Genomic DNA, 23258 nt, shown 5'->3' on the forward strand with positions numbered 1-23258 from the left:
AATCAAAGTGACTTTCGTCGCGCGTCATGCGCTGTGGTCGGATGAGCAGACAGACGCCGCAGCGCGCATGCGCCGCATCGTCGAGGACAAGAACCTCGAGGTCATCCGCCTCGCCTTCCCCGACCAGCACGGCATTTTGCGCGGCAAGACCATTATCGCCTCCGAGGCGATCGCCTCGCTGGAGAGCGGCTGCTCCATCACCACGACGATGCTCGCCAAGGACACGTCCCACCGCACGGTGTTTCCGGTGTTCACATCAGGCGGCGGTTTCGGCATGAAGGAGATGGAGGGCGCGGCCGACGTACTGATGGTCGTCGATCCCACTTCCTTTCGCGTGCTGCCGTGGGCGCCGGCGACGGGCTGGGTGCTGTGCGACCTCTATTTCAATGACGGCCGTCCGGTGCCGTTCGCGACGCGCGGGCTTTATCGCAAAGCGCTCGACGAGCTCGGCCGCCGCGGCCATGATTTCGTCGCCGGCCTCGAGGTCGAATTCCATATCTTCAAGCTCGACGACCCGCACATGCGCCCGGAGGATGCGGGACAGCCCGGCACGCCGCCGTCGGTAAGCCTGCTCTCTCACGGCTATCAATACCTCACCGAGCAGCGCTTTGATCAGATGGAGCCGGTGCTGGAGATCCTGCGCCGCGACATCATCGCGCTCGGCTTGCCCCTGCGCTCGGTCGAAGTCGAATTCGGGCCGAGCCAGTGCGAATTCACCTTCGCGCCGAAGAAGGGCCTGGAGCCTGCCGACAACATGGTGCTGTTTCGCAGTGCTGTGAAGCAGATCGCGCGCCGCCACGGCTATCACGCCACCTTCATGTGCCGGCCGAAACTGCCGAATTTGTTTGCAAGCGGATGGCACCTGCATCAATCGGTCGTCTCGCGCACGAACGGCGACAATCTGTTCATGGCCAAGGAGGCCGGGCAACCGCTCAGCGAGTTCGGTCGCGCCTGGCTCGCCGGGCTGCTCGATCACGCCCGTGCGGCCACCGTGTTCACCACGCCGACCATCAACGGCTACAGGCGCTACCGCTCCTATTCGCTGGCGCCGGACCGCGCCATCTGGGGCCGCGACAATCGCGGCGTGATGATCCGCGTGCTCGGCGGCGCGGGCGATGCCGCAACGCGCCTGGAAAATCGTGTCGGCGAGCCCGCGGCCAATCCCTATCTCTATATGGCCGCCCAGATCCTCTCAGGCCTCGACGGCGTCGACCGCAAGCTCGATCCCGGCCCCTCGGCCGACACGCCCTACGAGACCAAGGCGCCCCTCTTGCCGAAGAGCCTGCGCGATGCCGTCTCCGCGCTGAAGGACGATCCGTTCTTCCGCGAAAAATTGGGCACGGAGTTCGTCGACTATTACACCCACATCAAGAACGCCGAGATCGACCGCTTCCTCGCGGAGGTGACCGACTGGGAACATCGCGAATATTTCGAGATGTTTTGACGGAAGTCAGCCTCACGCCGCTGTGAGGCGACTTCATCCCGCCTGTTCCGACGACACCACTCCGCACTCCGACGAAGCCGTTTTCCCGGTGCCTCGAAAAGCGCCTGAAAAGCGCGAGGTCTAACCTTGCCTCGATGATCAACACTGGAGTTCGATCATGTTCAGTCAATTGTTCAGCCTGATTTATCGCCTGTCCTGCCGGAACACGCTGGTCGAAATCGGCGTACACCACCTCGCACGCTAGCGGTCGGCCGATAGGGCTTAGGTAAGAGAGGCTGACCAGATAACCGGAGCTTTCATGCGCGAGCTCATCCTGATCGCTACGGCGGTGACGCTGCTTGCAACGCAAGCCGATGCCGGTGGTTCGCGAAGCCTCAGCCTCACTGCGACCAATGCGAACCCGGCGACCGAGCAGCCGGCAGCGCCGCAGGCAACTCAAGCCCCGACGGCAACGCCACCGGCGAGTGTGCAGACGGCGACCACCACACCCGCATCCCCTGCGCCGACCACACCAGCGCAAACCGTGATCGCGCCGGCCGTTACGTCCGCTCAGCCGACCGCGGAACCGGCCAAGCCGAAGCACCGCCAGCCATCGACCGAGGCGCGCGTGATCCGCGAACTGCATCGGCACGGAATTTATTGGTAGGAGCTCTGAGTTTTCCGGGCGTTCGCAGGTCGACTGCGAGCCTGCGGCACTGACGCCCTCTAGATCCCCAAATACTTATGCTGCAGGTCCGGCTCGGCCATCAGCTCGTCCGACGTGCCGCTCCAAACGGTCTTGCCGCGCTCGATGATGAAGTGGCGGTCGCAGATGCGGGCGAGGTGGTCGACATTCTTGTCGACGACCAGGATCGACTGGCCGCGGCTCTTCAGGAGCGACAGGCAGTTCCAGATCTCTTCGCGGATCAGCGGCGCCAGCCCTTCGGTCGCCTCGTCCAGGATCAGGAGCTTCGGATTGGTCATCAGCGCGCGGCCAATGGCGAGCATCTGCTGCTCGCCGCCGGAGAGCTGGTTACCCATATTGGCGGCGCGCTCGGCGAGCCGCGGGAACAGCACGTAGATCGCAGCGAGCGTCCAGGGATTGGCGCTGTCAAAGCGATCGGCGGCGGCCGCGACCAGATTTTCGCGCACGGTGAGGTTCGGAAAAATCTGGCGGCCCTCAGGCACCAGCCCGATGCCGAGCTTGGCGATCCGGTATGACGGAAGCTGCCGAACTTCAGTGTCCGCAAAGCGGATCGCGCCTGAGCGCGCCGGCGTCAGGCCCATGATCGAGCGGATCGTCGTGGTCTTGCCCATGCCGTTGCGGCCCATCAGCGAGACCATCTCGCCGGGCTTGATCGACAGGGACAGGCCGAACAGCACTTGGCTGAGGCCATAGCAGGTCTCGATGCCGTCGACGTCGAGCAGCGTGTCAGCCATGGTGCGTCACCACGTGCTGGTCGCCGAGATAGGCGCGCTTGACGTCTTCGTTGGCGCGGATCGCGGCGGGATCGCCGGAGGCAATGACGCGGCCATAGACCAGCACCGAGATGCGATCGGCGAGCGCAAACACCGCGGGCATGTCGTGCTCGACCAGCACGATCGAGACTTCCTTCCGCAGCTCCTGGAGCAATTTCACCATGTTCTGCGATTCGGTGACGCCGAGGCCGGCCATTGGCTCGTCCAGCAGCAGCAATTTCGGTTTGCTGGCGAGCGCCACCGCAAGCTCGATCTGGCGCCGTTCGCCATGGCTGAGCCTGGACACCACGACGTCGGCGCGATGCAACAAGCCGACGCGGTCGAGCGCGGCGTGCGCAGCGTCGCGCAAGCCCTTTTCCTTGCGGGCATTGGCAAAGAAGCGGAACGAATGGCCGGCATGCGCCTGCGCTGCCAGCGCGACATTGTCGGCCGCGGTGAAGTCGAGCAGGAGGGAGGTGATCTGGAACGAACGTGCGAGGCCCAGCGCGCAGCGGCGGTAGGCCGGCAGGTAAGTGATGTCGCGGCCGTCCAACGAGACGCTGCCGGAATGCGGCTCGAGATGCCCGGTGAGCTGGCTGATCAGCGTGGTCTTGCCGGCGCCGTTCGGGCCGATGATGGCGTGCAGCTCGCCTGCCGCGACGTCGAGCGAGACGTTGTCCGTCGCGGTGATGCCGCCGAAGCGGCGCACCAGCTTTTCAACGCGGAGCAGCGGTTCAGCCACGATTGAGCCTCCCCAGCAGGCCCATGATGCCGCCGCGGCCGAACAGCACGATCAGCAGCAACAGCGGCCCCATGATCAGCGCCCAATATTCGGTGAGCTGCGACAGAAACTCTTCCAGCAGCAGATAGACCACTGCGCCCATCACCGGGCCGAACAGCGTGCCCATGCCGCCCAGGATCACCATCACCATGAGATCGCCGGAGCGGGTCCAGTACATCACGGCCGGGCTGACGAAATCGGTGTTGTTGGCGAGCAGCGCGCCGGCGAGGCCGCACATCGTGCCGGAGATGACGAAGCAGACCAGCTGGTAGCGCTTGGCGGGAAAGCCGATCGCCTGCATGCGCTGCTCGTTGGAACGCAGGCCCTGCACGACGAGGCCGAAGCGCGAATTGACGATGCGCCAGATCAGGAAGATCACCGCGAACAGGCAGGCCAGGCAGAGATAATAGAACTGCGTGCGGTTCGAGAGATTGATCAGCCCCGAGAAATCGCTGCGCTTGTAGACGGTGAGGCCGTCATCGCCGCCATAACGCGCAAGGCCCGAGGCGACGTAATAGGCCATCTGCGCGAAGGCGAGCGTGATCATGATGAAGTAGACGCCACGGGTGCGCAAAGAGAGCGTGCCGATCACCAGCGCATAGATTGCAGACGCCGCGAGCGCGACGGGAAACTGGATGAAGCCGGAGCCGATGCCTTCCTGCGCCAGCATACCGACGGCGTAGCCGCCGATGCCGAGATAGGCGGCGTGGCCAAAGCTCATCATGCCGCCAAACCCCATGATGAGGTTGAGGCTTGCCGCTGCCAGCGCCAGGATGACGATGCGGGTGAACAGCGTCAGGATGAAGACGTTGCCGGACAGATTCGAATAGAGCGGCAGCACCACGAGGCCCGCCAGCATCAGGGCCGTGACGGCCTTGCTCACCGAGAAAGTCTTCATCGACGGTTGGCCGGAAACAGCCCCTCCGGCCGCACCACCAGCACGATCGCCATCAGCAGATAGATCAGCATGGACGAGAGCGCGGGCGCGGCGGTGGAGGCAGCGGCGCCACTCAGCACCTGCCGCAGCAGATTGGGCAGGAAGGCGCGGCCGAGCGTGTCGATCATGCCGACGAAGATCGCAGCGAGGAACGCGCCGCGGATCGAGCCGATACCGCCGATCACGATGATGACGAAGGCAAGGATGAGGATGTTCTCACCCATGCCGATCTGCACCGTGAGGATCGGCGCCTGCATCATGCCGGCCAAGCCTGCGAGCGCCGCGCCGAGCCCGAACACCAGCGTGTAGAGCAGCTTGATGTTGATGCCGAGCGCGCCAATCATTTCGCGGTTGGAGGCGCCGGCGCGGATCAGCATGCCGATGCGGGTGCGCATCACGCCGAGATAGAGCAGCAGCGCCACCAGCAGCGCGACGACGATGATGGCAAGGCGGTACGCAGGATAGTGAATGCCCGGCAGGATCGGCACCGGCACCGTGAGCCAGGCCGGCAGCGGCAGGGCGAGGCCGGCCGGGCCCCAGATCAGCCGCACGGCTTCATTGAAGAACAGGATCAGGCCGAAGGTCGCGAGCACGTGGTCGAGATGGTCGCGCCCATAGAGATGCCGCAGCGCACTCATTTCGAGCACGATGCCGAGCACGAGTGTCGCACCTAGCGCCAGCAGCGCGCCGAGCAGAAAGCTGCCGGTCCACGCCGCGAAGGTCGCGGCAAAATAGGCGCCCATCATGTAGAGCGAGCCGTGCGCGAGGTTGACGAGATCCATGATCCCGAACACCAGCGTCAGGCCGGCGGCAAGCAGGAACAGCAGCAGACCGAACTGCAATCCGTTCAAGAACTGTTCGACGACGAGCAGCATCAAAACTCTTTCAGGCGCATACGGACGCGCGCCGATGTTCGAACACAGTCGCCATCAGTGAAAGAGCTCCCCCTGCCTCTTCAAGGCGGAAAAATGGGTAATGGCAGTATCGTTCCGAGGCAAGAGTGATTCCACGCCAGACATGCACTTTGTTGCATGCCGGTGCATGCGATCAAAATCGGGCCCTGCAAGACCGGCCTTTAAGACCGGCCCTGCAAGAAGGCTGCCGCGCGGGGTGGGTCAGCCTGCCGCACCCAAACGATCACCCTCCCCCGTTGCCGAGGAGAGGGTGCGCGACGTGTCGGAATGAAGATATTTCTAGTGCGACGTGATCTGGCGGGGGAAATCATCGGGCTCGTTGAGCTCGCTGTTGGCCGTCGAGGCCTCCAGCGCCGCCATCCGGAACAGGTAGGCGAGCGTCGCCAACCCGGTGTCTTCGGCCATCTGCGCCAGCTCGAGCGCCATGTCGGACATGTAGCCGAGATTCTCGTCCCTGGTTTGCGCCATGATCTGGCAGTCTCGCATCATGTTCGACATCTCAGGCGCTCTTTCGTTGCGCGGCGGTGCGGCCGCAAAGGTTGGCACGGGCAATGCAATCGAGACGCGGTCCGTCCTGCTGGACGAGGCTCTTCATCCCGATCCGGTCACGCACGACGTTGAGTGATTCCTGGCGGATATCGATGGTCGCGGCAATGGTCCAGGAGTCCTCGACCAGCGCCGGCAATCCCAGCGGCGTGACGACGAAGCCGATGTCGTGGAAGCGCGGCAGCCACCACGTCTCCATGACGAGGCAAAGCCGCTCGATGCCCTGATCGAGACAGAACTCCTGCGCCGCCGCCATCAGTTGCAGATTGAACGCTCCGTCGCGGCGCTCGCGCGTCACGAAGAAGCGCGACCACTCCCAGACCTGCGGATCGACCGGGCAGCCGCGCACCGCAGCGAGATGGGGGAAGACCTCGCTCATCATGGTCGGCTTGGTGGTCGGATAGAGGCGGGAGCCACCCAGCACGCGGCGGTTCTCGAGAGCCAGCAAATAGATCGCGTCCTCGTTGTCGTAGACGTCGATCTCGCGGCTGTCGGGCTTGCGCAGCCCCTCCCACTTCCGCTCTTCGACGAAAATCTCGTGACGTACCCTGAAATGCTGCTCCAGGACGTCTTCGTAGAGGTGCCGGTTCTCGGCAGAAATCACATGAATCATAAACTCCCCCATGACTTGAAATGGGGGCAGCCTCAGCGAAAACGGCCAAACCGACTATTGGGAAATTTCCCAGTAGGCGAAGATTTCAGGGATTGATGATTCTTTGGCGGATCGCGATCGCGACCGCGTGCGTCCGGTTGACGGCGCCGAGCTTGCGCGCAGCGGTTGCAAGATGCTCTTCCGCGGTGCGCTGCGTGATGTTCAGGATCTCGCCGATCTCCCAGGCGGACTTGCCCTGCGACGCCCAGGCGATCACCTCGCGCTCGCGCGGGGTCAGGCGCGCCGACGGATGCGGTGAGGGCGCGAGCAGACGGCGAATATGGTCGAAGCCGTACATCGCGATCAAATGCAGTGCCGGCTTGCTGCGGGCATTGAGATCGAGATGAACGCCGCCGAGCGAGACGCCGGCCTCATAACCGGTCAAGCCGTGGATCGGCACGACGAAACCGCGCGACATGCGGAAATCGGCGGCGCGCCGCATCACCTCCACCGCGCCCGGCTCAAACTCCGCGTCATAAGGCGCTTCCGACCATTCGAACGGATTGACCGTGTGGCGGCACTTCCGGATCACGGGATCGACGCGGTCGTAGCTCTTTTCGGTATAGAGGCTGAACCACTCCGCCGGCCATTTCTTGGCCAGCACCATCTGGGAAAAACGCTGATCGGGATTCGGCAATCCGGTGACGATGATGTGCTCGAAGCCATAGCGGCCGAACGCCAGCGCGAGCGCATCCATGGCGTCAGGAACCCCGCGATAGGCTCCCAGCCCTTCGATGAAGTCCAGCGCTTCCCGGCCATAATCCACGGCGGACATCGGTGCGTTCCCTGACCCTCGCCATTCCGTATAGCACGTCTTTGGGGGCTGCCTCAATTCACCGCGCCCGTAAATTCCCGGTGTGGCACGCGACCCCGAGATTCAATCTACTTGTGGAGGAAGAGACCTCAAGTTACACCTATGGCGTCTGGAGCGGGAAAGCCACGATGGAAGACGAGAACATCGCCCTCAACAGCGTGCTCGGCCTGGAATTGAACCGCGTGTTTTTCGCTGTGCGCGATACGGCAAACAAGCAGAAGATCATCGAGTTTGCCCGCGACGTGCTGCAAAGCGAGCGCCCCAAGCTCGTCGACAGCGCCTCACCGGAGAGCCCGGCGGGCTAGCAGCAACTGCAGCAATCAACGTCGATGAAGCAGATCGCGCGGCGACGCCCTTACACTTGCGCTGATTTTTGTCGATGCAATCCGGCCGTTGCTTTTCCTTCTCCCCTTGTGGGAGAAGGTGGCATAGGCGGCCTTCGGCCGCCGTTCTCAGGAACGCCGAAGCGAAGCTTCGGCTATAACGCCGGAAGGGGTTGCCACCGCAAGCACACAGATGAGTTCGCGGAGAGAAACCCCTCACCCGTCTCGCCGCTAGCGCGGCGAGCCACCCTCTCCCACAAGGGGAGAGGGAAGGCAGCAGCGCCACGACCGTCTCTCGGGATGCCCTGTTCATGATGACTCTGCGCCAGGTTGAAGTGATCCGTGCCGTGATGGTGACGGGCACCATTGGCGGCGCGGCGAAGCTGTTGAACGTGTCGGCGCCGGGGATCAGCCGGCTGGTCAAGTACACCGAGCGCTCGCTCGGCATCCGCTTCTTCCAGCGCCAGAACGGGCGCTACTTCCCGACGCCGGAAGCCGAGAACATTTTCGAGCAGATCAACGGCGTCTACAAGAAGGTCGACGACCTCTCCGAGATCATCTCCAAGATCGGCCGCGGCGGATTGTCGGAGCTGCGCATCGGCTCGGTGCCGAGCATCTCGCAGGTGATGGTGCCGCGCGCGATCGAGCGCGTCCGCCGCCGCTATCCGGATCTCGGCATCGACATCAACATCCTCAAGCTCGAGGAAGCGATCGACTATCTGATGCTCGGCCGCGGCGAGTGCGTCGCCATGAGCTACCGGCTGGAGCATTCCGGCCTCGACTTCATGCCGCTCGCCTCGGGCGAGCTCTATTGCATCGTTCCGCCCGGTCATGAGCTTGCCGGCCGCAAGCAGGTCTCGGCCGCCGAGATCACCCGCTATCCGCTGATCGGCATCGATCCGAACGATCCTTACGGCCGGATCATGGCAGAGATCTTTGCGCGCCACCGGCTCGAGTACAACATCACCATCCGCGCGCGCTTCGGCACCACGGTCTGCGCGCTGGTGAAGGCGGGGCTCGGCATCGCCATCATCGACCAGTTCACGGTGGCCCATGGCGGCTATCCCGGAATCGAGCTCTTGAAGATCACCGAGCCGACCCGGTTCGACACCTACATTGCGGTCAAGCGCGGCGCGCCGCTGTCGCTCCATGTCGAGTATTTCATCGAATCCCTGCGCGCCGAGATGCGCGCGGTCGAGCCGTCCCGCGGCAACGGCAGGGCCACCTCGGAGCGCGGGCGGAAGAAATAACATTATGTTAGGTTTGATGGATAAATGGGTAATTGTGTTAGGCAGAGGAAAGACTATCGTCCCTCTTGGAATGGCGCGGATTTCCCCGCTAATGGCGGGACCTCAACGCGCTCTCGAGAGACGATAGTGGATCATGTCTAGCCGCGGACCTGCTGCCTCCAAAAAACTCCTGACCGGCCTGATCGGCGCACCGATCGCCCATTCCGCCTCCCCCGCCATGCATGAGCGCGCCGCCGAGGCGCTTGGCCTGCGCGGCCACTATCAGCTCATCGAGGTCGCGGGCGCGGACGCGACGGGGCTGAGCATGATGCTCGAAGGCGTGCGGCGGCTCGGCTTTGCCGGCGTCAACGTCACTTTTCCCTACAAGGAGGCGGTGGTGCCGCTGCTCGACGAGCTGGCCACGACTGCGGCCACCATGGCAGCGGTCAACACCGTCGTCGTCAAGGACGGCCGCCTGATCGGCCACAATACCGACACCACCGGCTTCGCGCGCGCCGTCAAGCCGTTACTGGCGCCCTCCGGAAATGCAGTGGCCGTGATCGGCACCGGTGGTGTCGGCAAGGCGATCGCGTTTGCGCTGGCGAGCCTGAAGGTGGCTGACCTCCGTATCTTCGACAGCGAGCCGGCGCGGGCCGAAAAACTCGCCGCGCTGCTGGCCAAGCATGGTGGCGCGCGGGTGGCCACGAGCGTCGAGGACGCCCTCGACGGCGCAACCGGCCTCGTCAACGGCACGCCGGTCGGCATGCTACCGAACCGGGACACGCCAGTCGCGCCGGCGCTGCTGCGTCAGAGCCTTTGGGTCGCCGACGCCGTCTACTCGCCGCTGATCACGCCGCTCCTTGCCGCAGCGCAGGAGAAGGGCGCGCGGATCATGACCGGGCGCGAGCTTGCGATCTACCAGGCTGCCGACGCCTTCGAACTGTTCACAGGCCTTGCCCCGTCGACCGAAGTCATGGGACAGGCTTTTGATGCCGTGATGGCCGCGCGCAGCGCCGCCTATCAGGCCGCTTGAGGCGAAGCGGCCGGACACAAGGCCGCTTGCAAAATTGAACCGGGAGGAGAGGACGATGAAATCAACGCTACTAGTGGGCGCGCTGCTCACCGCAATCACGACCACGGGTGCCTTCGCACAGGCGATCAAGCTTGCCGACGTCGCCGAACTCTCGGGTGGCGGCGCCACCGTCGGCACCAACTGGAAGAACGGCATCGACCTCGCGATCGAGGAGATCAACGCCAAGGGCGGCGTGCTCGGCCGCAAGCTCGAAGTCACCCATGCCGACTCGCAGTCCAACCCCGGCGTGGCGCGCGCGCAGGTGCAGAAGGCGCTCGACGCCGAGCCCTATGTGCTGCTCGGGCCCGGCTATTCCGGCTCGGTGAAGGTCACCGCCCCGCTCGCAGCCGAAGCCGGCATTGCGCAGATCATGGGCGGCGAAGCCGCCGAGCTGACCCAGGCCGGCAACAAGTTCCTGTTCCGCACCTCGTTCGGCCAGCAGTCCTCGATGCCGAAGGTCGCAAAGTACATCCACGACGACATGAAGGCGAAGTCGGTCGCGGTGGTCTGGGTCAACAATGACTTTGGCCGCGGCGGACGCGACGTCGTGGTCAAGGAGCTGGAGCGGCTCGGCTCCAAGGTCGTGGCCGATCTCTCCACCGAGGCCGGCCAGGCCGATTTCGCCGCCGACGTCGGCAAGATCAAGGCCGCCAATCCCGACGCCGTGTTCGTCTATCTGAACGAGGAAGAGAGCGCGCGCATCCTGAAAGAGCTGAAGCGCCAGGGCGTCACCGCGCCGCTGATGGGCGAGACCACGCTGATCGGCCAGAAGGTGATCGAGCTCGCCGGCGACGCCGCCAACGGCGCGCGCGGCCATGTCGGTCTCACCACGGATGCCCCGGTCGACCTGATCAAGGGTTTCCGTGACCGCTTCTCGAAGAAGTACAATTACGTGCCCGACCATAACGGCCTGAAGGGCTACCTCGCCGTCTACATGGTGAAGGCCACCACCGAGAAGATGGGCAAGGTCGACAGCAAGGCGTTCGCCGACACGCTGCATGGCTTGACGATCAAGGCCGCGGACGAGCCGGGCATTTTGATGGACGTCACGTTCGACCAGAACGGCGACATCGATCGGCAGAGTTTTCTGGTCGAGGTGGTCGAAGGCAAGCAGGTCGTGAAGCAGGTGCTGCCGAAGGTGAAGTGAGGTCTTCTCTCGTCTCCCTCTCCCCGTAAGAACGGGGCGAGAGAGATGATGGAGCGGGGCAAGGAGTTCGAGAGGGGAAATGTCCAATCTGTTCGATCTTCTGGTCGCGGGCCTGGCCACCGGCGCGATCTATGCGCTGGTCGCGGTTGGCTTCACGCTGCTGTGGCAGACCTCGCAGACCATCAATTTCGCACAAGGCGAGTTCGTGATGCTGCCGGCGTTCTTGATGCTGGCGGCAATGCATGTCGGCGCGCCGTTCTGGCTCGCGATCATCCTCGGCATCCTCTTGTCGATGCTCCTGCTGGGCCTCGCTTTCAAGATGCTGTTGGTCGATCCGATGATGCGCCATGGCGTGCTGCCGCTCGCAATCGCGACCATGGCGCTGGCGATCGGAATCAAGGAGGCCGTCAAACAGTTCTTCAGCGCGGAGGCTTCGCCCTTCCCGTCGATCGTGCCGACCGGCGACATCTCCATCCTCGGCCACGCCGTCTCGCTGCAAAGCATCGGCGTGCTCGTCCTCGCCATTCTTGCCGTGTTCGGCCTGACCGCGCTGCTCAACCGCACGTCGCTCGGCCACCAGATGCAGGCGGCGGCTCAAAACCCGACGGTCGCACGCATCATCGGCGTGCCGGTCGAGCGCATGATCCTGCTGACCTTCCTGATCAACGCCTTCCTGGTCGCGCTGGCCTCGCTGCTGATCACGCCGATCTATCTGGCAAAGTTTTCGAGCGGTGAAGTGCTGGGCCAGGCCGCCTTCATCGCCGCGATCGTCGGCGGCTTCAACCAGGTGCGCGGCGCGATCGCCGGCGGCCTGTTGATCGGCGTGCTCGACAACCTCGCGGCCGCCTATGTCTCGACGCAGTACCGCGCCGCCGTGCCGATGATCTTCCTGATCGTCGTCATCCTGTTCCGGCCGCAAGGACTGCTCGGCCGCGCCGAGGAGCGCACGGTATGAGCGGCTTCGCCAAACCCCTGAAGATCGCGCTCGGGCTCATCGTCATTGCCGGCCTGATCGTCATTCCCATGAACTTCAACCGCTACGGCCTGTTCATCCTGAGCCAGTGGGCGGTGATGACGATTGCCGCGATGGGGCTCAACCTCACGCTCGGCTATGCCGGCCAGGTCTCGCTGGCGCAGGGCGCATTCGTCGGCATCGGCGCCTATGCCTCTGCGATCATGACGACGCATGGCTGGCCGCTGCCGGCGGCGATCGTGGTTGCGATCGTGCTCGCCTTCGCGGTCGGCTGGGTGCTCGGCTATCCCGCGCTGCGCGTGCAGCACCACTACCTCGCCTTCGTGACACTCGCCTTCTCGACCCTCGCTTTCCTCGTATTCCGCAATGAGAGCTGGCTCACCGGCGGCATCTACGGAATTTCCAACATTCCCCGCCCGCATGTCTTCGGGATCGCGACCAACAAGCCGCTGCCGTTCTACTATGTCTGCCTCGGCTCGCTCGCGATCGTGTCCGTCGCGGTCTGGTGGCTGATCCGTTCGCCCTGGGGCCGCGCCTTCATGGCGCTGCGAGAAAATCCGCTGCGTGCGCAGTCACTCGGCATCGATACCCGCCGCTACACACTGATGGCCTTTGCGATCGGCTCGGCGCTCGGCGGCGTCGCCGGCGCTCTCTATGCGCCGCTGACGCAATATATCGACCCGGTGCCGTTCAACCTGTCGCTTTCGCTCGATCTCCTGATGATGGTGATCGTCGGCGGCGCCGGCTTTTATTTCGGTCCTTTCCTGGGGGCGATGATCGCGGTGCTGCTGCCGGAATGGCTGCGTTTCACCGAAGGCTATTATCTGATGCTCTACGCGATCGCGGTGATGGGGCTTCTGATCTGGTCGCCGACAGGCATTCTCGGGATCCTCGACCGCTATATGGCCGCCCGGCGCACCAAGGCCGCTTCCGCACTCCGCGCCGTCGCCAAATCTCGCCTGGAGACCGCACAATGAGTGCAGTCCTCGAGGTCACCGGCATCAAGAAGACCTTTGGCGGCATCACCGCGGTCGACGGCGTTTCGTTCGATGTTCGCGAGGGCGAGATCCTGGGCCTGATCGGCCCGAACGGATGCGGCAAGTCGACCTTGTTCAACTGCATTCTCGGCCAGCTCACGCCGACGGGCGGCGAGGTCAAGCTCGACGGCAAGGTCGTCACCGGCCTGCGCCCCTCCGAGCTCAACAAGCTCGGCGTCAGCCGCACTTTCCAGCTGCTGCAGGTGTTTCCAAAACTCTCGGTGCGCGAGAACCTGATCCTCGCCGGGCAGGAGCATCAGGGCAATATGGCCTCGCGCCTCGTCGGCCGCTCCGATGCCGGGCTGACTGACGCCGCGAACCAGATGATCGGCTTCTTCAAGCTCGATCATCTCGCTGCGGAACCTGCCGGCGGCCTCTCCTACGGCCAGCAGAAGCTGCTCGACGCCGCCATGGCCTTCATGGGCGGCCCGCGCCTGGTGCTGCTCGACGAACCCGCCGGCGGCGTCAATCCGACCATGCTGTCGGATCTGAAGGAACGCCTCGTCGCGATCAACCGCGAGAAGAATGCGACCTTTGTCGTGATCGAGCACAACATGGAGTTCGTGATGTCGCTGTGCTCGCGCGTGATGGTGATGGCGGAAGGCAAGGTGCTGGCGATGGGGCGGCCGGACGAAGTCCGGAAAAACTCCGCCGTGATCGAAGCCTATCTCGGGCATTAGGGACAACGAGCCATGAGCGACCCGATCCTCTCGGTTCACAATCTCGTCGGCGGCTACGGCAAGATGACGATCCTGAACGGCACGACATTTTCGGTGCCGCCGGCGACCATCACCACGATCATCGGCCCGAACGGTGCCGGCAAATCCACTGTGTTCAAGGCGATCTTCGGCCTGCTCAAGCTGCGCGAGGGCAAGATCAGCTTTGCCGGCCGCGACGTCACCAATTTGAGCCAGCGCGCGCTGCTCAACGCCGGTATCTGCTACGTGCCGCAAGGCCGCAATATCTTTCCAGAGCTCTCAGTTCGCAGCAACATCGAGCTCGGCGGAGTTTCCGCCGGCAAGGGCATCGACCTGCCGACACGCATCGAGGCCGCGCTCGACCTGTTCCCCGCGCTGCGCCGCAAGTCGACGCAGCAGGCCTCGACGCTGTCCGGCGGCGAGCAGAAGCAGCTCGAGATCGCCCGCTCGCTGCTGCTTGAACCAAAGCTCGTGCTGATCGACGAGCCCTCGATCGGCCTGTCGCCGCTCATGGTGCAACAGACCTTCGATATTCTGAAGAGCCTGCGTGACCGCGGCGTCACCATCCTGATGATCGAGCAGAACGCGCGCTCGGCGCTGGAGATCTCGGATATCGGCATCGTGCTCGAGCTCGGCCAGACCCGCATGGTCGACAAGGCGGAGCGGATCCTGAACGATCCACGGATTGGGCAACTGTTCCTTGGTGGCGCGATGGAGGAAAGTGCGGCATGAGCGCGCCAATGCGCATTGCGGTCGCCGGCGCTGGCCTGATCGGCCGCCGCCACATCGAATTGATCGAGGCCTCGCAAGGCTGCGTGCTGGCGGGCATCGCCGATCCCTCGCCTGCCGCGGTTGACTATGCGGGGGCACACAATGTGCACTGCTACGCGGACCACCGCGCATTGCTGGCGCAGGAAAAGCCCGACGGCCTGATCATCGCCTCGCCGAACGCCCTGCATCTCCAGATGGCGCTCGACTGCGCCGAGGCCGGCGTACCGGCGCTGATCGAGAAGCCGGTGACCGACACGGTCGCGGCCGCGCAGCGCCTCTGCGTGGCGGTCAAGCGGACCGGCGTACCCATGCTGGTCGGTCATCACCGCCGGCACAATCCGATCATCAAGGCCGCGCGAGAGACGGTCGCGACCGGCAAGCTCGGCCAGCTTACCGCCGTGGTCGGATTGTGGCTCCTGAAAAAGCCCGACGATTATTTTGAGGTCGCGTGGCGGTACCAGCAGGGTGGCGGGCCGCTGCTCATCAACCTCATTCACGATATCGACAATCTCCGATTCGTCTGCGGCGAGATCACGGAGGTGCAGGCGCTGACGTCGAATATGGTGCGCGGTTTCGCGGTGGAGGATACCGCGGCTCTGTTGCTGCGCTTCGCCAACGGCGCGCTTGGAACGGTGACGGTGTCGGACGCGACGCCGGCGCCGTGGAGCTGGGAGCTGACCGCAGGAGAGAACGCGATCTACCCAAGGCAGGATCAGCCCTGTTACGTCTTCGCCGGAACGAGCGGTTCGCTCTCCGTCCCGACCATGGAGCTGTGGTCCTATCCACAAAGTCCGGGCTGGCATGCGCCGCTATCGCGCAATCCTGTCGCACTCGCAGGATACGATCCGCTCGTCGAGCAGCTGCGGCACTTCCTCGCAGTGATCGCGGGCCGTGAGCAGCCACTGATCTCCGTCGAAGACGCGATGGCCACGCTCGCAGTCGTCGAAGCCGTCAGTGAAGCGGCACGCACGGGCCAGAAAATATCGCCGGGCCACATCATGGAGCAGGCAGCATGAACAAGCGCTCGATCGCGACCGTTTCTCTCTCAGGGGCGTTGGACGAAAAACTTCGCGCCATCGCATCCGCCGGCTTCGAGGCGGTCGAGATCTTCGAGAACGACCTGCTGTCCTTCGGGTCTGGCCCGCTCGACATCGCAAATCTCTGCAAGGACCTCAATCTCGAGATCTGCGCATTCCAGCCTTTCCGCGATTTCGAGGGCATGCCGGAGCCGCAGCGCACGCGCAACTTCGCCCGCGCCGAGCGCAAATTCGATCTGATGCAGGAGCTCGGCACCGATTTGCTGCTGATCTGCTCCAACGTCTCCCCCCACTCGCTCGGCGGCATCGACCGCGCTGCAGATGATTTTCGCGAACTCGGCGACCGCGCTGCCAAGCGCGGTTTGCGCGTGGGCTACGAAGCGCTCGCCTGGGGGCGCCACGTCAATGACTACCGCGATGCCTGGGAGATCGTGCGCCGCGCCGACCATCCTGCGATCGGCGTGATCCTCGACAGCTTTCACGCGCTGGCGCCCGGTTTCCCGGTTCGCGCGATGGCCTCGATCCCCGGCGACAAGATCTTCCTGGTGCAATTGGCCGACGCGCCAAAGCTCGATCTCGACATCCTGTCGTGGAGCCGGCACTTCCGCTCCTTCCCCGGCCAGGGCGATCTGCCGGTCGGCGAGTTCATGCAGGCGATCGCAGCGACGGGTTATTCCGGCCCGTGGTCGCTGGAGATCTTCAACGACCAGTTCCGCGCCGGCTCCGCGGCCCAGACCGCGGTCGACGGCCTGCGCTCGCTGATCCTGTTGCAGGACCAGCTCGCCCCGGATTGGCCAAAGCTCGTCGGCGAGCCCCTGGCGCCAAGGGCCAAGAGCAGCGGCACGGGCTTCATCGAGTTCGCCGTCAACGAGACCAAGGCCGGCGAGCTCGCGCATCTGTTTTCACAGCTCGGCTTCCGCAAGACCGGCAAGCATCGCAGCAAGACAGTGGAGCGCTGGTCCCAGGGCAAGGTCGAGCTCGTGATCAATTCCGAAACCGACGGCTTTGCGCATTCGCACTACGTCACCCACGGCCCCGGCGTCTGCGCCATCGCGCTCGACGTCGACAATGCGGGCCTCGCCATGCAGCGGGCCGAAACGCTGAAGGCGCGCACCTTCTATCAGCCGGTCGGACCAGGCGAGCTGGAGATCCCCGCGATCCACGGCGTCGGTGGCAGCCTGCTTTATTTTCTCGACCAGGCCGGCAAGAACTGGGACACGGATTTTGCGCCAGTGGCGAGCGATGCAAGCGCGGATGCACTGCTCGCCATCGACCACATCGCGCAGTCGATGCCTTACGACGAGATGCTGTCCTGGCTGCTGTTCTACACCGGCATCCTCGACCTCGAGCGGCTGCCGCAGATGGAGATCGCCGACCCCAGGGGTCTCGTGCAGAGTCAGGCCCTCATCAACGGCGACCAGAGCCTGCGCTTCGTCGTCAACGGCTCCTCCGCCAACCGCACGCTGCCGGCGCGTTTCATCTCGGAGTTTTTCGGTTCAGGCGTGCAGCACGTCGCGTTCGCGTGCCAGGATATCTTTGCCAGCGTCGCCGCAATGCGCGCCCGCGGCGCGGACTTCCTGGATATCCCTGACAATTATTACGACGACATCGAAGCCAAATACGACCTCGCGCCCGATCTCATGGCCAGGCTACGCGCCAACCACATCCTCTACGACCGCGAGGGTGATGGCGAATTCTTCCAGGTCTACACCCACATCTTCGATGAGCGTTTTTTCTTCGAGATCGTCGAGCGGCGCAGCTACCAGGGATTTGGCGCGGCGAATGCCGGGATCAGGCTCGCGGCGCAGGCCCGCGAGGTGCGGCCTGCGAGCATGCCGCGGGTGTAGGACACTCTCTCCACGCCGTCATTGCGAGGAGCCCTTGCGACGAAGCAATCCAGAATCTTTCCGCGGAAGGATTCTGGATTGCTTCGCTTCGCTCGCAATGACGAGGACGAGGAATTCTCGCGCACCACACACCTGGCGTGTTCGCGGAGACAGCCCCTCACCCAGCCCTCTCCCCGTAAAAATGGGGAGAGGGTGAGGAACGACCTCACTTCATCACGCACTTGTCGTGGAAACGGTCCTGATCGTTCTCCACGATCGTCGCCACGGTCTTCAGCGACAGCTGGCCTTCGCCGTCCTTGACCACGTCCTGCAGATAGAAGCTCTGCACCGGGATGTGGTTCTTGCCGTATTTGAACGGACCGCGCAGCGACTTGATGTTGGCCTTCTCCATCTCGGCCTTCATCGCGTCCTTCTTGCTGGTATCGCCCTTCACCGCGACAACCGCGCTGTTGATGAGCTGGGCCGCGTCATAGGCTTGCGCACCGTAATAGGTCGGGCGCAGGCCGGTGTACTTCTTGCGGTAGTCGGCGACGAAGCGCTTGTTCTGCTCGTTGGGGAGGTCGTTGACCCATTCCTGCGCGCCGGGAACGCCGAGCGCGTTCTCCTTCTGCAGCGGCAGCGACAGCTCGTCGACGGTGAACGCTGTATAGAGCGGCATCGCGCTCTTCAGGCCGGCCTGCGCATATTGGTTGAGGAACTGCACGCCCGCTGCACCGGGATAGAATACGAAGATCGACTCTGCGCCGGACGCCCGTGCCTTGGAGAGTTCGGCGGAGAAGTCGAGCTGGCTCGGCCAGACCGTGTATTCCTCGCCCTTGATCTCACCCTTGAACGTGCTCTTCACGCCCGCGAGCATGTCCTTCCCGGCCGCGTAGTTCGGCCCGATCAGGAACACGCTCTTGACGCCCTTCTGGTTCATGTAGAGGCCCATGGCGGCGGGCGTCTGGTCGTTCTGCCACGAGGTCGAGAACACGTAAGGCGAACACAGCTCGCCCGCGAGCTGCGACGGGCCGGCATTGGCCGAGATCAGGAAGGTCTGCGAGTCCACCGCGGTCTTGAGCGAGGCCAGCAGCACGTTCGACCAGATGTAGCCGACGATGAAATCGACCTTATCGGACTGCACTAGCTTCTCGGTCTTCTGCTTGCCGACGTCGGGCTTCTGGCCGTCGTCCTCGTAAATCACCTCGACCGGCTTGCCGTCCATCTTGCGGCCCATGTGGTCGAGCGCGAGCTCAAAGGAGTTGCGCATGTCGTTGCCGATCACGGCAGTCGGACCGCTGAAGGTCGAGACGAAACCGATCTTGATGGTGTCGCCGGCGAATGCCGGGCTTGCCAGCGCGAGCGCAGCCGCACCCGCCAGCCAGAATGCTGTCTTCATAACCAATCCCCTCCTTATTATTGATCCCGGAACGGGGTGATCGCCGCCCGGGTCTGTCTCTATTGAACGCAAAATCTGTCGCGCCGCCAATGGCTCAGCGCCCGCCCCTGCACCATATTTCGCCCCAAACAAGGATGGCAAGAAATATAATTCTACTTACTTCGACCAAGACCGGTTCAAGGCTGCGGCGTTTTCTCGCGGGAATATCGATACGCCGCGCCTATTCGGTCATTGATGACAGCTATTGGACCGCGGCGCTCAATTCGCACTTAAATGAAGAAGGTGAGCAGCGAGATTCGAGGGTACATCATGACCACGACACCGCATCGCGTCGTCATCGTCGGCGCCGGCTTCGGCGGGCTGGAGACGACCTACCGGCTGGCGGGGGCGCCGGTCGAGATCACGCTGATCGACCGCCGCAACCATCATCTGTTTCAGCCGCTGCTCTATCAGGTCGCGACCGCTTCGCTCGCAACCAGCGAGATTGCCTGGCCGGTGCGCCATTTGATGCGCGACCGGCGCGAAGTGACGACGCTGTTCGCGACCGTCAGCGGCGTCGATGCCGCCAGGCGCTGCGTGCTGATCGACGACGGCAGCGAGGTGCCCTACGACACGCTGGTGCTCGCCACCGGCGCGCGCCACGCCTATTTCGGCCATGACGAGTGGGAGACATGGGCGCCGGGGCTGAAAACGCTGGAAGACGCGACCACGCTGCGCCGTCACATCCTGGTGGCCTTCGAGCGCGCCGAGCGCGAGACTGATCCGGCCAAGCGCGCGGCACGGCTGACTTTCGTGATCGTCGGCGCCGGCCCGACCGGCGTCGAGCTTGCCGGCACCATCGCCGAGATGGCGCACCACACGCTGCCCGCAGATTTCCGCAACATCGACACCCACAAGGCCCGGGTGGTGCTGATCGAGGCCGGCCCGCGCGTGCTCGCAGGCTTTCCCGAGGACCTCTCGGCCTATGCGCAGGCCTCGCTGGAAAAGATCGGCGTCGAGGTCGTGCTCGGGCAGGCCGTCACCGAGATCAATCGTGAGGGCGTCGTGTTCGGCGGCAAGCTGCTCGAGGCCAAGACACGGATCTGGGCCGCCGGCGTGCGCGCCTCGCCGGCCGCCGAATGGCTGGGCGCACCGGCCGATCGCGCCGGGCGCGTGCAGGTCGAAGACGATCTCACCATCCCCGGCCATCCCGAGATCTTCGCGATCGGCGACACAATCAATATCAACGCCTGGGAGGGCAAGCCGGTGCCCGGCATCGCGCCCGCCGCGAAGCAGCAGGGCCGTCACGTCGCCGAAACCATCAAGGCGCGGCTACGCGGCGAGAGCAAGGGAGCGTTCCGCTACAAGCACTCTGGCAGCCTCGCGCAGATCGGCAAGCGTCTCGCGGTGATCGATTTCGGTCGCATCAAGCTTCGCGGCACCATCGCGTGGTGGATCTGGGGCATTGCCCACATCTACTTCCTGATCGGCCTCCGCCACCGCCTCAGCGTCGCGCTGAGCTGGCTCTGGATCTACGCCCGCGACCAGCGCGCGGCGAGATTGATCACGCAGGGAAGCAGCAAGGTGGCGTAGGGGTGATACTGTCGTGTCCGGGACGCGGCGCGTCATGCCGGGCGATGCAAAGCATCGTCCCGTATGACGCGACGCAGAGCCGGGACCCAGAAGTTATGGGCCCCGGCTCTGCAGCGCGGCGCTACGCGCCGCACTGCGTCCGGGGCACGAGATTCACCGCTGCTGCATTTACTTCACCAACTCGCACCCACCCTCCGCCATCGGACGAAACGCCTGCTCGGCGGGAATTGTCGAGACCAGCTTGTAGTAGTCGTACGGGTACTTCGACTCCTCGGGCTTCTTCACCTCGAACAGATACATCGGATGCACGACGCGGCCGTCCTGGCGGATCGCGGTGTCGCCGAAGAGCTTGTCCTTGCCTTTGAACTTCTTCATCTCGGGCACGACGTCCTTGGCATTGTCGCTGCCGGTCGCAGCGACCGCGTTGAGAAAAGCGAGCGTGGACGCATAGACGCCGGCCTGGTTGCCGCTCGGCATCTTGCCGTTCATGCCGGGTCGCGTAGCGAACCGTTTTGCAAACGCGCGGGTGTCGTCGTTCATGTCCCAGTAAAAAGCTTCCATGAGCTGGAGGCCCTGCGCGACCTTGATGCCCATGCCGTGGACATCGTTGATGAAGAGCAGGAAGGCGACGAGCTTCTGGCCACTCTGCTGGATACCGAACTCGGCGGCCTGCTTCACCGCGTTGATGGTGTCGCCACCGGCATTGGCAAGGCCGATCACCTGCGCTTTCGATCCCTGCGCCTGCAACAGGAACGAGGCGAAGTCGGAGGTGCCGAGCGGATGCTTGGACGAGCCGAGCACCTTGCCGCCGTGGCCCTCGATGTATTTCTGCGCCTCCGCCTCGATACCCTTGCCGAGCGCGTAGTCGACCGTGAGAAAATACCAGTCCTTGCCGCCGCGCGACATCATCGCCGCCGCCGTGGTATTGCCGGTCGCCCAGGTGTCGTTGACCCACTGAATGGTATTCGGCGAGCAGGCCTTGCCCGTGAGATCGGCGCTCGCGGTCGACGATGCGAGGTACGTCATGCGGCTGTCGCGCAACAGCGTGTTGATGGAGAGGCCGACGGCCGAGTTCGGCACGTCGACGATGGCGTCGACGCCCTCGACGTCGAGCCACTTTCGCGCGATTGCGTTGCCGACGTCCGCCTTGTTCTGGTGATCGGCGTAGACGATCTCGACCTTGATTCCTTTGCCGCCACCGTTGAAATCCTCGGCCGCCATGCGCGCAGCCTCGACCGAGCCCATGCCATTGGTGTCCTGGAAAATGCCGGAGATGTCGTTGAGCACGCCAACGCGCACGACATGGTCGGATATCTCGGCGCTTGCCGCGCCGCCGATCAGGCTCACCACCAGCGCGAGCGTCCACTTCAAGTTCTTCATTGGTCCCTCCCCTTTATTGTCTTGGTCGCCGGCAGTGTCAGGCCGGCGTGATCGTCACCGGCAGGCTGTCGAGCCCGCGCAGCGTGTTGTTGAAGCGGCGCTTCGGCTCGCCCGTGATCTCGATGCCGGCAACGCGGCGGGCCAGGGCCGAGAGCATGGTCTCGCCCTCGAGCCGCGCCACGAGCTGGCCGACACACATGTGAATGCCCGAGCCGTAGCCGACATGGCCGGAGGTGCGGCGGGTGATGTCGTAGCTGTCGGGCTTGTCCCAGCGCCGCGGATCACGGTTGGCGGCCGCGAGGAACATCAGCACTTTCTCACCTTCGCCGACGGTCGCGCCTGACAATTCGACCTCGCGCGTCGTGGTGCGGAAGAAGGTCTGCACCGGGCTCTCGAAGCGCACGGCCTCCTCGAAGGCGTTGCGCGCGAGCGTGAGATCGCTGTGGAGGCGCTGCCACTGATCGGGGAAGCGAGCCAGGCAATAGACGGCGGCACCGATACCGTTGACCGTGGTGTCGAGGCCAGCCGACAGCAGCGAGCGTACCAGCAGCGGCGCTTCCGTCGCCGTGATGGCCCCCTCGTCGACATGAGTATGAATGCAGGCGCCGATGCCGCCCGGCGTCAGGTTGTCGCGCTGGCACTGCTCGGTGACATAGGCCTGGTGCGGCGCCGAGCGCGCGATCGCCTCCTGGCGCAGCTGGTTCGGTGGGCCGAAGGCGTTGAACACCAGGCTCGCATAGGGGATGAGGTGGTCACGTCCCTCAGGCTTCAGCCCCAGCGCGTCCGGGAAGATCGAAAGTGGATAGGCTTCGGCGAGATCGGCGATCGCGTCAAAGCTCCGCTTCTCAAGCAATAAGTCGATCCGTTCTTCCGCTGCCGCCGCGAAGCGGTCGCGGAGACCCTTCATCACAGTCGGCGACAGAACCTTCGACAGCACCGCGCGGGTTCGGGTGTGCTCGGGCGGATCGGCCTCGAGGATCAAGCTCGGCGGCCGCCACGGCGTCTCCTTCTTGAAGTCGGACAGGCCGACGCCGCGGCTGGAGCAGAAGGTTGCGGGATCGTTCAGGACGGCATGGACCTCGGCATAGCGCGCCACGCCGTAGAGCTTCCATTTGTCGAGATAGACGACCGGCCCTGTCTCGCGCAGCAGCTCGTGCGTGGGATAGGGGTCGGCAAAAAAGTTCATGTCGAAGGGATCGACGTCGAGATGCGGGACGCCTGATACGGTCGAGCCGGGTGCGCTCATAAAAGTCCTCCCTTATTTTGATC

General features: G+C 64.1%; 23 protein-coding genes. 13 read left to right on the forward strand and 10 right to left on the reverse strand.

The genetic code is table 11. The features are described from left to right. Nucleotides 1–7: 7 nt before the first annotated feature. Both K3F49_RS17335 and K3F49_RS17340 read left to right on the forward strand, forming a co-directional pair. Nucleotides 8–1444, forward strand: coding sequence for a glutamine synthetase family protein (locus K3F49_RS17335; protein ID WP_234682166.1), 1437 nt, complete (start codon nt 8–10; stop codon nt 1442–1444). A 298-nt stretch (nt 1445–1742) separates the two neighbouring features. Continuing rightward, nucleotides 1743–2090, forward strand: a complete 348-nt coding sequence (locus K3F49_RS17340; RefSeq protein ID WP_234682167.1) for a hypothetical protein — start codon at nt 1743–1745, stop codon at nt 2088–2090. A gap of 59 nt (nt 2091–2149) precedes the next feature. On the opposite strand, the gene K3F49_RS17345 is transcribed toward K3F49_RS17340, so the two are convergent. The 7 genes from K3F49_RS17345 to K3F49_RS17375 all read right to left on the reverse strand — a co-directional run bounded on the left by K3F49_RS17345 (nt 2150) and on the right by K3F49_RS17375 (nt 7486). Next, a complete protein-coding gene (locus tag K3F49_RS17345; protein ID WP_234682168.1) occupies nt 2150–2863 on the reverse strand; it encodes an ABC transporter ATP-binding protein in 714 nt (237 codons plus the stop codon). Continuing rightward, nucleotides 2856–3623, reverse strand: a complete 768-nt coding sequence (locus K3F49_RS17350; RefSeq protein ID WP_234682169.1) for an ABC transporter ATP-binding protein — start codon at nt 3621–3623, stop codon at nt 2856–2858. The genes K3F49_RS17345 and K3F49_RS17350 overlap by 8 nt, the downstream gene beginning before the upstream one ends. Further along, nucleotides 3616–4560 (reverse strand): branched-chain amino acid ABC transporter permease, encoded by a 945-nt coding sequence (locus K3F49_RS17355; RefSeq protein ID WP_234682170.1) that lies wholly within the window; start codon nt 4558–4560, stop codon nt 3616–3618. Before K3F49_RS17355 ends, K3F49_RS17350 begins: the two co-directional genes overlap by 8 nt. After that, nucleotides 4557–5474, reverse strand: a complete 918-nt coding sequence (locus K3F49_RS17360; RefSeq protein WP_148777384.1) for a branched-chain amino acid ABC transporter permease — start codon at nt 5472–5474, stop codon at nt 4557–4559. Before K3F49_RS17360 ends, K3F49_RS17355 begins: the two co-directional genes overlap by 4 nt. A gap of 318 nt (nt 5475–5792) precedes the next feature. Then, entirely contained in the window at nt 5793–6011 is a 219-nt protein-coding gene (locus K3F49_RS17365; protein WP_234682171.1) for a hypothetical protein, read from the reverse strand. Nucleotide 6012: 1 nt separating this feature from the next. Then, nucleotides 6013–6672: an acyl-homoserine-lactone synthase gene (locus K3F49_RS17370; RefSeq protein WP_234682172.1), complete on the reverse strand. Its 660-nt coding sequence runs from the start codon at nt 6670–6672 to the stop codon at nt 6013–6015. Nucleotides 6673–6757: 85 nt separating this feature from the next. Continuing rightward, nucleotides 6758–7486, reverse strand: coding sequence for a LuxR family transcriptional regulator (locus K3F49_RS17375; protein WP_234682173.1), 729 nt, complete (start codon nt 7484–7486; stop codon nt 6758–6760). 167 nt (nt 7487–7653) lie between these two features. Here K3F49_RS17375 and K3F49_RS17380 point away from each other — a divergent pair, with 167 nt between their 5' ends. The 10 genes from K3F49_RS17380 to K3F49_RS17425 all read left to right on the forward strand — a co-directional run bounded on the left by K3F49_RS17380 (nt 7654) and on the right by K3F49_RS17425 (nt 17659). Then, complete coding sequence (locus K3F49_RS17380; RefSeq protein ID WP_200471335.1) at nt 7654–7830, forward strand: hypothetical protein; 177 nt, start codon at nt 7654–7656, stop codon at nt 7828–7830. 329 nt (nt 7831–8159) lie between these two features. After that, nucleotides 8160–9098 carry a LysR family transcriptional regulator gene (locus K3F49_RS17385; RefSeq protein WP_234682174.1) on the forward strand — a complete coding sequence of 313 codons (939 nt, stop codon included), beginning with the start codon at nt 8160–8162 and terminating at the stop codon, nt 9096–9098. A 133-nt stretch (nt 9099–9231) separates the two neighbouring features. After that, nucleotides 9232–10110 carry a shikimate dehydrogenase gene (locus tag K3F49_RS17390; RefSeq protein WP_234682175.1) on the forward strand — a complete coding sequence of 293 codons (879 nt, stop codon included), beginning with the start codon at nt 9232–9234 and terminating at the stop codon, nt 10108–10110. 55 nt (nt 10111–10165) lie between these two features. Beyond that, nucleotides 10166–11296, forward strand: coding sequence for an ABC transporter substrate-binding protein (locus K3F49_RS17395; protein WP_234682176.1), 1131 nt, complete (start codon nt 10166–10168; stop codon nt 11294–11296). A gap of 79 nt (nt 11297–11375) precedes the next feature. Then, entirely contained in the window at nt 11376–12251 is an 876-nt protein-coding gene (locus K3F49_RS17400) for a branched-chain amino acid ABC transporter permease (RefSeq protein ID WP_234682177.1), read from the forward strand. Beyond that, nucleotides 12248–13246: a branched-chain amino acid ABC transporter permease gene (locus K3F49_RS17405; RefSeq protein WP_234682178.1), complete on the forward strand. Its 999-nt coding sequence runs from the start codon at nt 12248–12250 to the stop codon at nt 13244–13246. Before K3F49_RS17400 ends, K3F49_RS17405 begins: the two co-directional genes overlap by 4 nt. Then, on the forward strand, nt 13243–13986 hold the full coding sequence (locus tag K3F49_RS17410; RefSeq protein ID WP_234682179.1) for an ABC transporter ATP-binding protein: 744 nt from the start codon (nt 13243–13245) through the stop codon (nt 13984–13986). Before K3F49_RS17405 ends, K3F49_RS17410 begins: the two co-directional genes overlap by 4 nt. Nucleotides 13987–13998: 12 nt before the next feature. Then, nucleotides 13999–14736: an ABC transporter ATP-binding protein gene (locus tag K3F49_RS17415; RefSeq protein ID WP_234682180.1), complete on the forward strand. Its 738-nt coding sequence runs from the start codon at nt 13999–14001 to the stop codon at nt 14734–14736. After that, complete coding sequence (locus tag K3F49_RS17420; protein WP_234682181.1) at nt 14733–15791, forward strand: Gfo/Idh/MocA family protein; 1059 nt, start codon at nt 14733–14735, stop codon at nt 15789–15791. The genes K3F49_RS17415 and K3F49_RS17420 overlap by 4 nt, the downstream gene beginning before the upstream one ends. Next, on the forward strand, nt 15788–17659 hold the full coding sequence (locus K3F49_RS17425) for a bifunctional sugar phosphate isomerase/epimerase/4-hydroxyphenylpyruvate dioxygenase family protein (protein ID WP_234682182.1): 1872 nt from the start codon (nt 15788–15790) through the stop codon (nt 17657–17659). The genes K3F49_RS17420 and K3F49_RS17425 overlap by 4 nt, the downstream gene beginning before the upstream one ends. 205 nt (nt 17660–17864) lie before the next feature. On the opposite strand, the gene K3F49_RS17430 is transcribed toward K3F49_RS17425, so the two are convergent. After that, nucleotides 17865–19037, reverse strand: a complete 1173-nt coding sequence (locus tag K3F49_RS17430) for an ABC transporter substrate-binding protein (RefSeq protein ID WP_234682183.1) — start codon at nt 19035–19037, stop codon at nt 17865–17867. 309 nt (nt 19038–19346) lie between these two features. Here K3F49_RS17430 and K3F49_RS17435 point away from each other — a divergent pair, with 309 nt between their 5' ends. Next, nucleotides 19347–20609, forward strand: coding sequence for an NAD(P)/FAD-dependent oxidoreductase (locus K3F49_RS17435; RefSeq protein WP_234682184.1), 1263 nt, complete (start codon nt 19347–19349; stop codon nt 20607–20609). A gap of 168 nt (nt 20610–20777) precedes the next feature. Here K3F49_RS17435 and K3F49_RS17440 read toward each other — a convergent pair whose 3' ends face one another. Both K3F49_RS17440 and K3F49_RS17445 read right to left on the reverse strand, forming a co-directional pair. Then, nucleotides 20778–21989: an ABC transporter substrate-binding protein gene (locus K3F49_RS17440; protein WP_234682185.1), complete on the reverse strand. Its 1212-nt coding sequence runs from the start codon at nt 21987–21989 to the stop codon at nt 20778–20780. Between the two features lie 37 nt (nt 21990–22026). Beyond that, nucleotides 22027–23235: a cytochrome P450 gene (locus K3F49_RS17445; RefSeq protein WP_234682186.1), complete on the reverse strand. Its 1209-nt coding sequence runs from the start codon at nt 23233–23235 to the stop codon at nt 22027–22029. Nucleotides 23236–23258: the final 23 nt, after the last annotated feature.

It is taken from the genome of Bradyrhizobium monzae, from assembly GCF_021458635.1.
Taxonomy (GTDB): domain Bacteria; phylum Pseudomonadota; class Alphaproteobacteria; order Rhizobiales; family Xanthobacteraceae; genus Bradyrhizobium.

Excerpts from the sequence above, each read along its gene's own strand:
- K3F49_RS17345 (WP_234682168.1), bottom strand. The coding sequence starts at position 2,863 with ATGGCTGACACGCTGCTCGACGTCGACGGCATCGAGACCTGCTATGGC.
- K3F49_RS17410 (WP_234682179.1), top strand. The coding sequence starts at position 13,243 with ATGAGTGCAGTCCTCGAGGTCACCGGCATCAAGAAGACCTTTGGCGGC.
- K3F49_RS17390 (WP_234682175.1), top strand. The coding sequence starts at position 9,232 with ATGTCTAGCCGCGGACCTGCTGCCTCCAAAAAACTCCTGACCGGCCTG.
- K3F49_RS17375 (WP_234682173.1), bottom strand. The coding sequence starts at position 7,486 with ATGTCCGCCGTGGATTATGGCCGGGAAGCGCTGGACTTCATCGAAGGG.
- K3F49_RS17340 (WP_234682167.1), top strand. The coding sequence starts at position 1,743 with ATGCGCGAGCTCATCCTGATCGCTACGGCGGTGACGCTGCTTGCAACG.
- K3F49_RS17415 (WP_234682180.1), top strand. The coding sequence starts at position 13,999 with ATGAGCGACCCGATCCTCTCGGTTCACAATCTCGTCGGCGGCTACGGC.
- K3F49_RS17385 (WP_234682174.1), top strand. The coding sequence starts at position 8,160 with ATGATGACTCTGCGCCAGGTTGAAGTGATCCGTGCCGTGATGGTGACG.
- K3F49_RS17365 (WP_234682171.1), bottom strand. The coding sequence starts at position 6,011 with ATGTCGAACATGATGCGAGACTGCCAGATCATGGCGCAAACCAGGGAC.
- K3F49_RS17395 (WP_234682176.1), top strand. The coding sequence starts at position 10,166 with ATGAAATCAACGCTACTAGTGGGCGCGCTGCTCACCGCAATCACGACC.
- K3F49_RS17400 (WP_234682177.1), top strand. The coding sequence starts at position 11,376 with ATGTCCAATCTGTTCGATCTTCTGGTCGCGGGCCTGGCCACCGGCGCG.
- K3F49_RS17425 (WP_234682182.1), top strand. The coding sequence starts at position 15,788 with ATGAACAAGCGCTCGATCGCGACCGTTTCTCTCTCAGGGGCGTTGGAC.
- K3F49_RS17380 (WP_200471335.1), top strand. The coding sequence starts at position 7,654 with ATGGAAGACGAGAACATCGCCCTCAACAGCGTGCTCGGCCTGGAATTG.
- K3F49_RS17420 (WP_234682181.1), top strand. The coding sequence starts at position 14,733 with ATGAGCGCGCCAATGCGCATTGCGGTCGCCGGCGCTGGCCTGATCGGC.
- K3F49_RS17445 (WP_234682186.1), bottom strand. The coding sequence starts at position 23,235 with ATGAGCGCACCCGGCTCGACCGTATCAGGCGTCCCGCATCTCGACGTC.
- K3F49_RS17370 (WP_234682172.1), bottom strand. The coding sequence starts at position 6,672 with ATGATTCATGTGATTTCTGCCGAGAACCGGCACCTCTACGAAGACGTC.
- K3F49_RS17355 (WP_234682170.1), bottom strand. The coding sequence starts at position 4,560 with ATGAAGACTTTCTCGGTGAGCAAGGCCGTCACGGCCCTGATGCTGGCG.
- K3F49_RS17405 (WP_234682178.1), top strand. The coding sequence starts at position 12,248 with ATGAGCGGCTTCGCCAAACCCCTGAAGATCGCGCTCGGGCTCATCGTC.
- K3F49_RS17440 (WP_234682185.1), bottom strand. The coding sequence starts at position 21,989 with ATGAAGAACTTGAAGTGGACGCTCGCGCTGGTGGTGAGCCTGATCGGC.
- K3F49_RS17435 (WP_234682184.1), top strand. The coding sequence starts at position 19,347 with ATGACCACGACACCGCATCGCGTCGTCATCGTCGGCGCCGGCTTCGGC.
- K3F49_RS17430 (WP_234682183.1), bottom strand. The coding sequence starts at position 19,037 with ATGAAGACAGCATTCTGGCTGGCGGGTGCGGCTGCGCTCGCGCTGGCA.
- K3F49_RS17360 (WP_148777384.1), bottom strand. The coding sequence starts at position 5,474 with ATGCTGCTCGTCGTCGAACAGTTCTTGAACGGATTGCAGTTCGGTCTG.